Annotated in this window: 11 protein-coding genes; 6 read left to right on the forward strand and 5 right to left on the reverse strand. The window is 74.8% G+C overall.

The features are described 5' to 3' along the window. Positions 1-3: 3 nt before the first annotated feature. The gene (locus tag ACI79H_RS14590) at positions 4-1,677 is read right to left on the reverse strand and encodes an alkaline phosphatase D family protein (protein WP_456555121.1); all 1,674 of its coding nucleotides are present in this window, start codon (positions 1,675-1,677) and stop codon (positions 4-6) included. 84 nt (positions 1,678-1,761) lie between these two features. On the opposite strand from ACI79H_RS14590, the gene ftsY reads away from it, so the two are divergent. The 5 genes from ftsY (at position 1,762) to ACI79H_RS14615 (ending at position 7,566) form a co-directional block, all read left to right on the forward strand. After that, positions 1,762-2,961 carry a signal recognition particle-docking protein FtsY gene (ftsY, locus tag ACI79H_RS14595; protein WP_456555122.1) on the forward strand — a complete coding sequence of 400 codons (1,200 nt, stop codon included), beginning with the start codon at positions 1,762-1,764 and terminating at the stop codon, positions 2,959-2,961. A gap of 189 nt (positions 2,962-3,150) precedes the next feature. After that, on the forward strand, positions 3,151-4,482 hold the full coding sequence (locus tag ACI79H_RS14600) for an ammonium transporter (RefSeq protein ID WP_456555123.1): 1,332 nt from the start codon (positions 3,151-3,153) through the stop codon (positions 4,480-4,482). Then, positions 4,479-4,817: a P-II family nitrogen regulator gene (locus tag ACI79H_RS14605; RefSeq protein ID WP_091980408.1), complete on the forward strand. Its 339-nt coding sequence runs from the start codon at positions 4,479-4,481 to the stop codon at positions 4,815-4,817. Before ACI79H_RS14600 ends, ACI79H_RS14605 begins: the two co-directional genes overlap by 4 nt. A 92-nt stretch (positions 4,818-4,909) precedes the next feature. Further along, positions 4,910-7,261: a [protein-PII] uridylyltransferase gene (locus ACI79H_RS14610; RefSeq protein WP_456555124.1), complete on the forward strand. Its 2,352-nt coding sequence runs from the start codon at positions 4,910-4,912 to the stop codon at positions 7,259-7,261. Between the two features lie 113 nt (positions 7,262-7,374). Then, positions 7,375-7,566, forward strand: coding sequence for a hypothetical protein (locus tag ACI79H_RS14615; RefSeq protein WP_456555125.1), 192 nt, complete (start codon positions 7,375-7,377; stop codon positions 7,564-7,566). Positions 7,567-7,568: 2 nt separating this feature from the next. Here the strand turns inward: ACI79H_RS14615 and ACI79H_RS14620 are convergent, their stop codons facing one another. Together ACI79H_RS14620 and ACI79H_RS14625 are read right to left on the reverse strand one after the other, a co-directional pair. Beyond that, positions 7,569-8,615, reverse strand: a complete 1,047-nt coding sequence (locus ACI79H_RS14620) for a baeRF3 domain-containing protein (RefSeq protein WP_456555126.1) — start codon at positions 8,613-8,615, stop codon at positions 7,569-7,571. Beyond that, on the reverse strand, positions 8,612-9,058 hold the full coding sequence (locus ACI79H_RS14625; RefSeq protein WP_456555127.1) for a hypothetical protein: 447 nt from the start codon (positions 9,056-9,058) through the stop codon (positions 8,612-8,614). Before ACI79H_RS14625 ends, ACI79H_RS14620 begins: the two co-directional genes overlap by 4 nt. Before the next feature lie 211 nt (positions 9,059-9,269). On the opposite strand from ACI79H_RS14625, the gene ACI79H_RS14630 reads away from it, so the two are divergent. Beyond that, a complete protein-coding gene (locus tag ACI79H_RS14630; RefSeq protein ID WP_456555128.1) occupies positions 9,270-9,605 on the forward strand; it encodes a helix-turn-helix transcriptional regulator in 336 nt (111 codons plus the stop codon). Between the two features lie 18 nt (positions 9,606-9,623). Here ACI79H_RS14630 and ACI79H_RS14635 read toward each other — a convergent pair whose 3' ends face one another. Both ACI79H_RS14635 and ACI79H_RS14640 read right to left on the reverse strand, forming a co-directional pair. Continuing rightward, entirely contained in the window at positions 9,624-10,094 is a 471-nt protein-coding gene (locus tag ACI79H_RS14635) for a hypothetical protein (protein ID WP_456555129.1), read from the reverse strand. After that, a complete protein-coding gene (locus ACI79H_RS14640; RefSeq protein ID WP_456555130.1) occupies positions 10,091-11,596 on the reverse strand; it encodes an NADP-dependent isocitrate dehydrogenase in 1,506 nt (501 codons plus the stop codon). Before ACI79H_RS14640 ends, ACI79H_RS14635 begins: the two co-directional genes overlap by 4 nt. Between the last annotated feature and the right edge of the window lie 268 nt (positions 11,597-11,864).

The following is an 11,864-nucleotide window of genomic DNA, read 5'->3' on the forward strand; positions in this document are numbered from 1 at the left end:
CTCTCAGGCGTCCGACAGCGGGCTGTCGAGCACCTGCCGCAGAGCACCGTCGCCGTTCTCCGCGATCGACAGCAGGAAGCGGGCCTCCCGGCCGTCGAGCACCAGCTCGCCGATCTGGTTGCCGAAGAACGGCCCGGCCTGCTTGTCCCACTCGAGCCGGGTCGGCTCGGCCTTGGCCAGCCGGGCCAGGCGCTCGGTCAGCCGTCGGGCCGAGCGGCTCCAGCCGATCTTGAACCCGACACGGATGGGGTGCGGCGCCTGGTTGTGCAGCGGCGAGACGGTGAGCTGGTGGACCCGTGACTCCAGCCCGCCGGGCCGCACCAGCTCCGCGGCGTAGGCGTGGTGGACGTCGCCGGACAGCACCATCGCCGTCGCGGGTGCCCGGCCCTGCTCGCCCCGTGCCACGGAGGTCAGCGCCGCGGCCAGCCGGTCGAACGAGTGCCCGAAGGCCGCCCAGTGCTCCAGGTCGGCGGCCTGCCGGATCCTCTCCGCGAGCCGGCCGCGCCAGCGGCCGTGGTGGCGCACGTTGAGCGTCTCGTTCCACCGCTCGATGTTGTGGATCGCGTGCGGCAGCAGCCAGGGCAGCGACGTGCCCAGGATGAGGTGCTCCACGCCCTCGTCCACGGCCCGGCGCATCGCGGCCTCGACCCAGGCGAACTCGTCCTCGTCGAGCATCCGGCGGTGCTGCTCCTCGAGCACCCGGCCCGCCCGGCTGTCCACCATGATCAGCCGCGCCTCGCCCCAGTGCCGCACGTAGCTCCACCGGATGGTGGCCGGCTCGGCGTCGGCCAGCTCGGCCATGCGGCGCAGCAGCGGCTCGGCGTCCCGGACCTCGTCGTCGTCGGCCATGTCCTGGATGGCCTGCCAGGTCGTGTTGTCCGCCAGCTCCTGGGGGCTGAGGTTGCCCAGGTGCTGGTACACCCAGTAGCTGACCAGCCCGCCGGTGATCCGCCCGTGCCACCAGGGCTGCTGCGTGGCGGTGGCGCGCCAGGCGGCCGAGGTGTTCCAGTCATCGATCATCTCGTGGTCGTCGAAGATCATCGACGACGGGATCGTCGACAGCAGCCACCGGACCTGCGGGTCCTGCCAGGACTCGTAGTACAGCCGGGTGTACTCCTCGAAGTCGGCGACCTGGTCGTCGGGCGAGCGCTCCTGCTGGTGCCGGTCCCGCCGGCGGTGCAGCAGCGACCGGGTGTGCTCGGTCAGCTCGTCGGCGTAGACCTGGTCGCCGAGCAGCACCAGGGCGTCGGGCCAGCGGTCCTCGGGCTGGGCGGCGACCTGCTCGGCGTAGAGGTCGAGGGCGTCGGGCGGGATGCCCTCGCTGTCCTCGACGGTGCGCGGGCTGGCGTAGCGGCAGGAGCCGAAGGCCAGTCGGAACGGACCCGGGCCGCCCGAGGTGCGGATCCGGCTGGCCGGGAACGCGCTGTCGGCCGGCGGCCAGACCTGCGTCCCGTCGAGCCGGACCTCGTAGGGCGTGGTGCTGCCGGGCTCGAGGTCCTCCACGACGACCAGGGCGTAGTGGTGGCCCCCGACGCAGAAGGTGCGGGCGCTGCGGCCCAGGACGTCGACCTCGCAGGGCCGGTCGGTCTCCACCCAGACGGTCGCCGACACGGGGTCGACGTGCCGCAGCAGCGGCCCGAGCAGCAGGGCGGGCGAGCCCGGTCCGGTGGCGTCCATGCGCCCAGCCTGGCCTACCGACCTGTGAACCGGCTGCACGGGAGCCGCCGGTGCGGGAGCGGTGCGGGCTGGAAGACTCGGGCCATGGAATTCGTGCTCATCGCGATCGCGATCCTCGTCGTCGCGCTGGTGACCGGGATCGGCCTGCTCGTCGGCAAGGGACGGCGGCTCACCCGCCTCGACGACGACGCCGTCGCCGGCACGACGCTCACCCGCCCGCGGCCGCCGGAGACCGAGGCGCCCCCGGCGGAACGCGCCCCCTCGGGGTCGACCGCGTCCGGCCTGGGCCTGCCACCGGAGACGGTCGAGCTGCCGCCGGCCGAGCCGGAGCCCGGGCTGGTCTTCGAGACGCCGCCGCCGTCGGCCGGCCGCCTGGTGCGGCTGCGCTCGCGGCTGGCCCGCTCGCAGTCCTCGCTGGGCCGCGGGCTGCTCACCGTGCTGGCCCGCGAGAAGCTGACCGAGGACGACTGGGAGGAGGTCGAGGAGACCCTCCTGGCCGCCGACGTCGGCGTCGCCGCCACCACCCGGATCGTGGAGCGGCTGCGCACCCAGTCGATGGTGCTGGCCACCGCGTCGGGCGCGGAGCTGCGCGAGCTGGTGGTCGCCGAGCTGACCGCGGTCCTCGGCCCGGACCTCGACCGGACGCTGGGCACCGCCCGGCGCGAGGGCCGCCCCGGCGTGGTCCTCGTCGTGGGCGTCAACGGCGCGGGCAAGACGACGACGGTCGGCAAGATCGCGCGCGTCCTCGTCGGGGACGGCCGCAGCGTGGTGCTCGGCGCGGCCGACACCTTCCGCGCCGCCGCCGCCGACCAGCTGGAGACGTGGGGCGAGCGGGTCGGGGTGCTCACCGTGCGCGGCCCGGAGGGTGGCGACCCGGCGTCGGTCGCGTTCGACGCGGTGCGCACCGGCGTGGAGGCCGAGGTGGACACCGTCGTCGTCGACACCGCGGGGCGGCTGCACACCAAGTCCGGCCTCATGGACGAGCTGGGCAAGGTCAAGCGGGTGGTCGAGAAGCAGGCCCCGGTCACCGAGGTGCTCCTGGTCCTCGATGCCACGACCGGGCAGAACGGCGTCGTCCAGGCGCGGGTGTTCACCGAGGCCGTCGAGGTCACCGGCGTGGTGCTCACCAAGCTCGACGGCACGGCCAAGGGCGGCATCGTCGTCCGCGTGCAGCAGGAGCTCGGCATCCCGGTGAAGCTCGTCGGGCTGGGGGAGGGGGCCGACGACCTGGCGCCCTTCGAGCCGCGCGCCTTCGCCGAGGCACTGGTGGGCGGCGAGGACTGAGAGGCCCGCGCAACACGCCTGCAACGTGGGGGCGGGACACGCGGCGCGGAGTTCACCGCGGCGAAACAGCGGAGCGCTGCCGGCAGAAACACGGTCCCGGCACGGTGAACGCCACGTCGCCCTCCCGCTCGGAGGGGGTCGGCGCCCACCGAACGGCCGCCCGGCCGACGACCCACTCAGGAGGTTGCCGTGGTCAACACCGGCGACACCGCCTGGATCCTCACCAGCGCGGCGCTCGTGCTGCTGATGACCCCAGGCCTCGCGCTCTTCTACGGCGGCATGGTCCGCGCGAAGAGCGTGCTGAACATGATGATGATGAGCTTCGGCGCCCTGGCGCTGATCAGCGTGCTCTGGGTGATCTACGGCTACTCGATGGCCTTCGGCGACGACATCGGCCTGGGCCTGCTGGGCGACCCGACCGAGTTCTTCGGGCTCCGCGGCCTCATGGAGGACACCACGGGTGAGGAGGGCGGCCTCCCGGTCATGGCCTTCGTCGGCTTCCAGGCCGTGTTCGCCATCATCACCGTCGCGCTGATCTCCGGCGCGATCGCCGACCGGGCGAAGTTCGGCTCCTGGATGGTGTTCGCCGCGGTCTGGGCGACGGTCGTCTACTTCCCGGTCGCGCACTGGGTGTTCGCCTTCGACGTCGACGACGTGGTGGGCGGCTGGATCGCCAACGACCTCGCGGCGCTGGACTTCGCGGGTGGCACCGCCGTCCACATCAACGCCGGTGCCGCCGGTCTCGCGCTGGCCCTGGTGCTCGGCAAGCGCCGCGGCTTCGGCCGCGAGGCGATGCGCCCGCACAACCTGCCGCTGGTCATGATCGGCGCCGGCCTGCTGTGGTTCGGCTGGTTCGGCTTCAACGCCGGCTCCGCCCTCGCCGCCAACAACACGGCCTCGGTCGTCTGGGTGAACACCCTCGTCGCCACCGGTGCCGCCACGCTCGGCTGGCTCCTGGTCGAGAAGCTGCGCGACGGGCACTCCACCTCGCTGGGCGCCGCCTCCGGCGTCGTCGCGGGTCTGGTCGCCATCACCCCGGCCTGCGCCGCGGTCTCCCCGATCGGCGCGATCATCATCGGCGTCGTCGCCGGTGCGCTCTGCGCCCTCGCCGTCGGCCTGAAGTACAAGCTGGGCTACGACGACTCGCTCGACGTGGTCGGCGTGCACCTGGTCGGTGGCCTGTGGGGCACCATCGCCATCGGCTTCCTGGCCGACCCCGACGCCCCGGCCGGCGCCGAGAGCCTGTTCTTCGGCGGCAACGCCGACCTCCTGTGGCGCCAGGTCGTCGGCGCCCTGGCGGTGCTCGCCTTCTCCTTCGTCGTCACCTGGGTGATCGGCACCCTGATCCAGAAGACGATCGGCTTCCGGATCAGCGAGGATGAGGAGATCACCGGCATCGACACCGTCGTGCACGCGGAGTCGGGCTACGACTTCGCCTCGCTCGGCAGCAGCGGCTCCACCGCCCCACTGGCCGGCCAGGCGCGTGCCGAGGCCCGGAACACCGAGAGGACCCTGGCATGAAGCTCGTCACCGCCATCGTCAAGCCGTTCAAGCTCGACGACGTCAAGAACGCCCTGGAGCTGATCGGCGTCGCCGGTCTCACCGTCAGCGAGGTCCAGGGCTTCGGCCGCCAGCGCGGCCACACCGAGGTCTACCGCGGCGCGGAGTACCAGGTGGACTTCGTGCCCAAGGTCCGCATCGAGGTCGTCGTCAGCGAGCTCGACGCGGCCCGGGTGGTCGACGCCGTCGTGGAGGCCGCCTCGACCGGCCAGATCGGCGACGGCAAGGTCTGGGTGACCACCATCGACGAGATCGTCCGCGTCCGCACCGGCGAGCGCGGGGACGACGCCCTGTAGCGCGCCCCCGTCAGGCACACAGCCGCGGCCGGGGTGGTGGGTCCGCCCACCACCCCGGCCGTCGCACTTCCGAGAGACACCGAGGGGGACGCGTGCTGGACACCGAGGCGCTGCCCGGGCTGGGCCGCACCGAGCGCGTGCAGGCCGTCGACGCCTGGCTGGCCGGCCTGCTGGACGACGCCGTCGCCGGCACCCCGCCGCAGCCGCGTCGCAACGGCCCGCCTCCCCGCACCGGCACCGACGGGCTGGCGCTGGTGGCCGTCGGCAGCCTGGGCCGCCGGGAGCTGCCACCGCACGGCGACCTGGACCTGGTGCTGGTCCACGACGGCCGCCCCGAGTTCGCCGCGATCGCCGACGCCCTCTGGTACCCGCTGTGGGACGCCGGGCTGCGGCTGGACCACTCGGTGCGCTCGGTGACCGAGGCGGTGTCCGTCGCCTCGACCGACGTCAAGGCCGGGCTCGGCCTGCTCGACGCCCGGCTCGTGGCCGGCGACGCGGAGCTGGCCGCCCGGCTGCGCACCGCCACGCTGGCCAGCTGGCGGCAGGCCGGCTCCCGGCTGCTGCCCGCGCTGCGCGACCTGCGGCGGGCCCGCGCACGCCAGGTCGGCGAGCTGGCGTTCCTGCTCGAGCCGGACCTCAAGGAGGCCTACGGCGGCCTGCGCGAGGGCCAGGTCCTGCGCGCGGTCGCCGCCGCGCAGCTGGCCGACGAGCCCACCGCCGAGGTCGAGGCCGCCTACGCCCTCCTGCTCGACGTGCGCGACGAGCTGCGCCGGCGCAGCGGCCGCCCCACCGACGTCCTGGTGCGCCAGGAGCAGCGGCCGGTCGCCGTCGCCCTCGGGCTGGCCGGCGAGGACGAGCTGCTGCGCGAGGTGAGCCTGGCCGGCCGCCGGCTGGCCTTCGTCGCCGACGAGACCTGGCGGCGGGTGGAGGCCGCGCTCGTGCGCCGGCCGCGCAGCCGCTACCGCCGCGTGCGCCGCGAGCCGCTGGCCGACGGCGTGGTGCGGCAGGGCGACGAGGTCGTGCTCGCCCGCGACGCCCGCCCGGCCGCCGACCCCGGCCTGCTGCTGCGCGCCGCGGCCGCCGCCGCCCGCGCCGACCTGCTGCTCTCGCCCTACACGCTCAAGGTGCTCGCGGTGCACAGCCAGCCGCTGCCCGAGCCGTGGCCGCCGGAGGTGCGCTGGTCGTTCCTGCGGCTGCTGGCCAGCGGCCGCTCCGCCGTCCCCGTCATCGAGCAGCTCGACCAGGAGGGCCTGCTGTCCCGGCTGGTGCCGGAGTGGGACCGGGTGCGCTCGCTGCCGCAGCGGCACCCGTGGCACCGGTTCACCGTCGACCGGCACCTGGTGGAGGCCGCGGCCGCGGCGGCCGAGCTGACGCGCGACGTCGACCGCCCGGACCTGCTCCTGGTCGCCGCGCTGCTGCACGACATCGGCAAGGGCTGGCCCGGCGACCACAGCGAGGTCGGGGAGCCCATCGCCGCGGCCATCGCCGCGCGCATGGGCTTCGCCGACGCCGACACGGCGGTGATCGCCACCCTGGTGCGCCACCACCTGCTGCTGCCGGCGACGGCGACCCGACGGGACATCGACGACCCCGCGACCATCGACCGGGTGGCCGAGACGATCGGCTCCGACGCCGCCGTCCTGCACCTGCTGCACGCCCTGGCCCAGGCCGACGGCGCGGCGACCAGCGCCTCGGCGTGGTCGCCGTGGAAGGCGCACCTGGTCGCGGCGCTGGTGGCGCGGGTGCAGGCGAGGATGGGCGGCGATCCGGTCCCGGAGGGTGCGCCGGTGCTGAACCCGGTGACGCCGCAGGCGACCACCGACGTGCCGAGCATCCCTGGGTGGACCGGCGTGGTCACGGTCGGCATCGAGGACGTCGCCGACGGGCAGCAGGTCACCATCGGGGCGCCCGACCGCCCGGGGCTGCTGAGCACCTGCGCCGGGGTGCTCGCGCTCAACCAGCTGGACGTGCGTGCGGCCAAGATCAGCGTCCAGGACTCCTACGCGACGAGCGTGTTCGCCGTGCGGCCGCGGTTCGGCCGGGCGCCGGTGCCCGAGATCCTCGCCGACGGCGTGCGCGCCGCCCTGGAGGGCAGCCTGCCGCTGGCCGAGCGGCTGCGGCAGCGCGAGGCCGACTACCACCAGGACGGCGCCCGCTCCGCACCCCCGCGGATCTCCTGGCACAATAGCGAGGTCAGCGGCGCCGCGACCGGGATCGTCGAGGTGCGCGCCGGCGACCGGGCCGGGCTGCTGTACCGGCTCACCGCGGCGATCGCCCACGAGGGGCTCGACGTCACCTCCGCGCGGATCGAGACCCTCGGCGCGGACGCCGTCGACTGCTTCTACGTCGCCAACCCCTCCGGCGACCCCGTCGACGTAGAGCAGCGGCGCCGGGTGGACGCCGCCCTGGTCGGGGCGATGAGCCCGGCGGTCGAGCTGTCCTGATCGCGGGCCGCGGGCACCGACACGCCGGGTCCCGGTTGCGCGGATTTGTCGGTGGCCCGTGCGACCGTCGGGTGGAACGGGACGGAACGGTCCCACCAGCGGGAGGGCGAGGCGTGGACGGTCAGCTGTGGCACTGCTCCGACTGCGGGGGCGAGCGGGTGTTCGTGCAGCCGGGGTGCCCCGACGGGCACACCGAGGACGGCGGGCTCTGCCCGGAGTGGGCCTGCGTGGACTGCGGATCGGCCCTCGTCGTGGGCGACGCGGTCGCGGTCGCCGACCAGCAGCCGCTGCACCGCGCGGCCTGACCTCACCGGAGGGTGAGGGCCACCCGCCCGTGCCCCGAGAGCGCCCCGTCCTCGACGAAGGCGATCCACCCGCCGCGGAGCAGCACGGTCTCGATCAGCTCGTCCACCACGTCGTCGACGACGTCGGGGTGCTCGACGTCCCGGGCGGGGGTCAGGAAGTCGCCGTCGGGGCTGAGCCGGGCCGGGTAGGTGTAGCTCTCCTCGACCGCCAGCATCTCCGGGCGCTCGCGCCGGGCGGCGAGCCACGCGGCGTCGATGCCGTCGACCACGGTCTGCCGCGAGCGCCGGCGGTCCAGCAGCTCCAGTGCCTCGTCCTGGCGGGAGCGGAGATAGGCGTCGAGCACCTCCCGCACCCGGGGGACCAGGGTGGGCAGCGGGGCCCGGAGGACGTTGGCGTGCACCGTGCCTGCGAGTCGCGCGGTGTTCCGCGACAGCCGCCGGAAGCGCCCGACGACCCGCTCGGCGCCCACCAGGACCAGTGGAGCCGGATGCAGCTGGAGGTGGGTGCCGAGCGTCTCGTCGACCCGGCGGAGGAAGGCGTCGAGCGATGCCTCCTCCGCCTCGAGGGGGAAGGCGCTGCGCGGCGGGGGGCTCAGGTGGTCGGCCACGCCCTCCAGCAGCCGGGCCTCCCGCTCGTCGAGCAGGAGGACGACGTGCCGCGGGGTGCGGTGCAACGCCCGTACCAGGTCCCGCGTCGCGAAGCTCGGGTCCACCACCACGCGGTCGACGACCGGGACGGGCAGACGCACCACCTCGCGGGCGTGGCGGCTCGCGAACACCGCGACGCCCGCGCCGGTCGGCTCCCGGCGCAGCCCGGCGACCAGATCGGCGACCGCGTCCGCCAGACCCTCGGCCGCGGCGCCTTCCTGCTGCAGGCGCGCCGCGGCGTCCTGGACCAGACCCCGCAGGCGGCGCGCGTCGGCCTCGCTCATCGTGGGCGCCGGGGTCGTCGAGGCGAGGATCGAGACGCAGACGTCGTCACGGACGGACTGCAGGAGCACGACCTCCTCCGGGGTGGGCCAGCCGATCCGCCTCGCGGTGGCGGTCACGACGGCACGTTCCCGACGGGTACCGCGTCGAGGCGCCGGGCGAGCCGGGCCACCGCCCGGCCGAGCACCCGTCCGCGGCGGCGCCCGCGCAGCCCGCCGAGCCGGTGCACGGTGATGCGTGCCTTCACCCCGTGAGCGGTGGCCCGCTGAGCGGCCAGCGTGACGAGGGCGGTCACCTCCCGGTCGTGCTCGGCGGCCAGCGCGCTCGCCAGCTGGGCGTCGAGGGTGAACGGGACCCGGGGGAGCAGCAGGGCCGTGTGCACCTCGTGCCCCTCCTCGCGCGCCAGCGAGTAGGCCCGGTCCAGGACCGGCAGGGCGCCGTCGAGTTCGGTGACCACCGCGAGCAGCCGCGGCGGGTCGCCACCGGGCTCGCAGGGTGGTCGGCCCGGGAGCAGGTCCGGTGCGCGCGGTGCGGGAGGGGGGAGCGTGCTGGTGAGGGTCACGGCATCTCCTCGGGCGACGAGGTCTCCCCCCGACCGGCGGAACCGGCCGGCTGCGCCCGGGCGGTGGCCGGGACTGGCGGACGCAGCAGCGGGGTCGCTCGGGGTACTCCCCTCGTGCGAAGCAGCATATGCGAAATGTGCATCGCCCTCAAGGGTGGGCCGCATGCGGCCGCAGGCATCCGGCGGTCACGTCTCCCGTAGCCTGCTCCGCATGAGCTCCCCCTCGCCGGGCTGGACGTTCCTGTCCAACCACGGGCACGTGCTCGTCGGCCTGGCCGCCGATCCGGAGGCGCGGATGCGCGACATCGCGGTCCGGGTGGGCATCACCGAACGAGCGGTGCAGATGATCGTCCGGGACCTCGAGGAGGCGGGCTTCGTCATCCGCGAGCGTGTCGGCCGGCGCAACCGGTACACGGTCGTGAAGCAGGGCCGCTTCCGGCACGCGCTGGAGGCCCACGTGCGGGTGGGGGACTTCCTGGACCTCGTGCTCGCCGACGGAGCGGCGCGTGCCGTCGCCGAGCCGGGGTCGCCCGCCGTGCGGGCCTGAGCGCGTCCGGCACCGGGATCACCCCCGTCGTCCGGCCGCCCGCCGGCCCCCGCCGGTGACCGACGTCGTGCGGCCGTCGGGGGCCGCGGCGTGCGGCAGCGCCACCTCGTCCAGGACCGCGGCGACCGCGAGGGCCAGGTGCGGCGGGTGGTGCAGCGGGAGGTCCGCCGTCAGCTCGCCGTCCTGGCCGAGGCACCGGTCGTCGTCGGTGGCCGTCCAGAAGACGTAGGAGCCGGCGCCGTGCGGGAGGAGGGTGGCGAGGCGGTCCGCCAGCAGGCGGTGGGTCGGGTCGGCGTCCTCGCCGATGGCCGGGACCGCCGCGATGCCGTACCGGCGGAGCAGGGCGAAGGCGAACTCGAGCCGCTCGCGGTGGGAGGCCCGGCTGGTCCAGCACGACGGTGGCGGCCCGGACGCCGGGTGCGGGCGGTAGGCGCAGGGCGGCCCCTGCGCCGGGGTGCCGGGTCGGCGCTGCGCCGTGGCCGTGCTCACTGCCCCTGCCCCAGGGAGTAGCCGGGTTCGCCGCCGAACCGGTAGAGCCCCTCGGTCTTCACGAAGTCGACGCCGGCCTGCTCCAGGAAGTGCAGCAGCTGCAGCACGTGCTTCGCGTGGGCGCACCCGGGTGCCGGAGCCGTGAAGCGGGCCCGCCAGTGGTCGGTGCAGAAGGTCTCGGGCAGGCCGTCGGGCCACACCTTCAGCCCCCGGTTGGAGATCATCTGCAGCTTCAGGTAGCAGTGCTCCGACGCCGCCCGGAGCGCCGCGGCCAGGTCGTCGGGGGAGATCCCCGCCCGGTGGACGAAGACGTCGACGCCGTCCATGGTCTTCCGCTCCGGCTCGCGCGCGGGCGGGGCGGGGGACGTGAACGGCGGCAGGCCGGCGTAGGTCACGGCGGGCAGCGTCGCCGGGCGCTCGCCGAGGCGGGCGACGACCGCGTCGGCGAAGGCGCGGGTGCCCAGCGGCGTCCCGCCGGGCGGCGTGATGTCGTACGTGCCGGCGCCCGACTCGAGCGTCGCGAGCCAGGCGTTGTGGACGCGCTCGGCCACCTCGGACTGGCCGACGTGGACCAGCATCATCACCCCGGCCATGAGCAGCCCGGAGGGGTTGGCGACGTCCTGCCCCGCGCGCCGGGGTGCCGAGCCGTGGATGGCCTCGAACATGGCGACGCGGTCGCCGATGTTGGCCGAGCCGGCCAGGCCGACCGAGCCGGCCACCTGCGCCGCCACGTCGGAGAGCACGTCGCCGTACAGGTTGGGCATGACGACGACGTCGAAGGCCTCCGGGGTGTCGGCGAGCTTGGCCGCGCCGATGTCGACGATCCAGTGCTCGGACTCCAGGTCCGGGTACTCGGTGGCGATCTCGTCGAACACCCGGTGGAACAGGCCGTCGGTCAGCTTCATGATGTTGTCCTTGGTGAAGCAGGTGACCTTCCGGCGTCCGTGCCGGCGGGCGTACTCGAACGCGTAGCGGACGATCCGCTCGCAGCCGGGGCGGCTGATCAGCTTCAGGCACTGGGTGACCTCGTCGGTCTGGCGGTGCTCGATGCCGGCGTAGAGGTCCTCCTCGTTCTCGCGGACGATGACCACGTCCATCCCGGGGTGCCGGGTCGGGACGAAGGGGGCGTAGGCCACGCACGGCCGCACGTTGGCGTAGAGGCCGAGGGTCTTGCGCACGGTGACGTTGAGCGACTTGAACCCGCCGCCCTGCGGGGTGGTGATCGGCGCCTTGAGGAAGACCTCGGTGCGCCGCAGCGACTCCCAGGCCGAGGCCTCGATCCCCGCGGTGTGCCCGCGCCGGTAGACCGCCTCGCCGATCTCGATCTCCTCGATCGCCAGGCGCGCGCCGGCCGCGTCGAGGATCCGCAGGGTGGCGTCCATGATCTCCGGGCCGATGCCGTCACCGCGGGCGACGGTGATCGGGACGGCGGCTCCCGGTGCGCGGAGCCGGGTGGCGGCTGCGAGTTCGGTGCTCTGCGGGTCCAGCATGGTTCCGGTCATGGGTGGCGCCCTTCCTGCCGAGGGTTCGTGCGCACGACAATACGCGAAATCGATCTCGTGTAAACCCTCGTCGTCGGACTCCCCGGGTCGCCGGTGCGGGCGGTCCTGCCGAGGAGGAGGGTCGGCCGGCGGTGTCGAGGGTCCCGGACCCGGCCGTGCGGGCGCCCTAGGTCGCCGACCCGGGTGCGTTCGCGTGCGGCCGTCGGCCGGTGGATCGTTACGCTGGTCCACGAGGTGGCGCGACGGCCCGGGTCCTGCCCGGCGCCGA

It is taken from the genome of Blastococcus sp. SYSU D01042, assembly GCF_054050515.1.

Coding starts and splice junctions, on each gene's coding strand:
- ACI79H_RS14590 (WP_456555121.1), bottom strand. CDS start 1,677: ATGGACGCCACCGGACCGGGCTCGCCCGCCCTGCTGCTCGGGCCGCTG.
- ftsY (WP_456555122.1), top strand. CDS start 1,762: ATGGAATTCGTGCTCATCGCGATCGCGATCCTCGTCGTCGCGCTGGTG.
- ACI79H_RS14605 (WP_091980408.1), top strand. CDS start 4,479: ATGAAGCTCGTCACCGCCATCGTCAAGCCGTTCAAGCTCGACGACGTC.
- ACI79H_RS14630 (WP_456555128.1), top strand. CDS start 9,270: ATGAGCTCCCCCTCGCCGGGCTGGACGTTCCTGTCCAACCACGGGCAC.
- ACI79H_RS14640 (WP_456555130.1), bottom strand. CDS start 11,596: ATGACCGGAACCATGCTGGACCCGCAGAGCACCGAACTCGCAGCCGCC.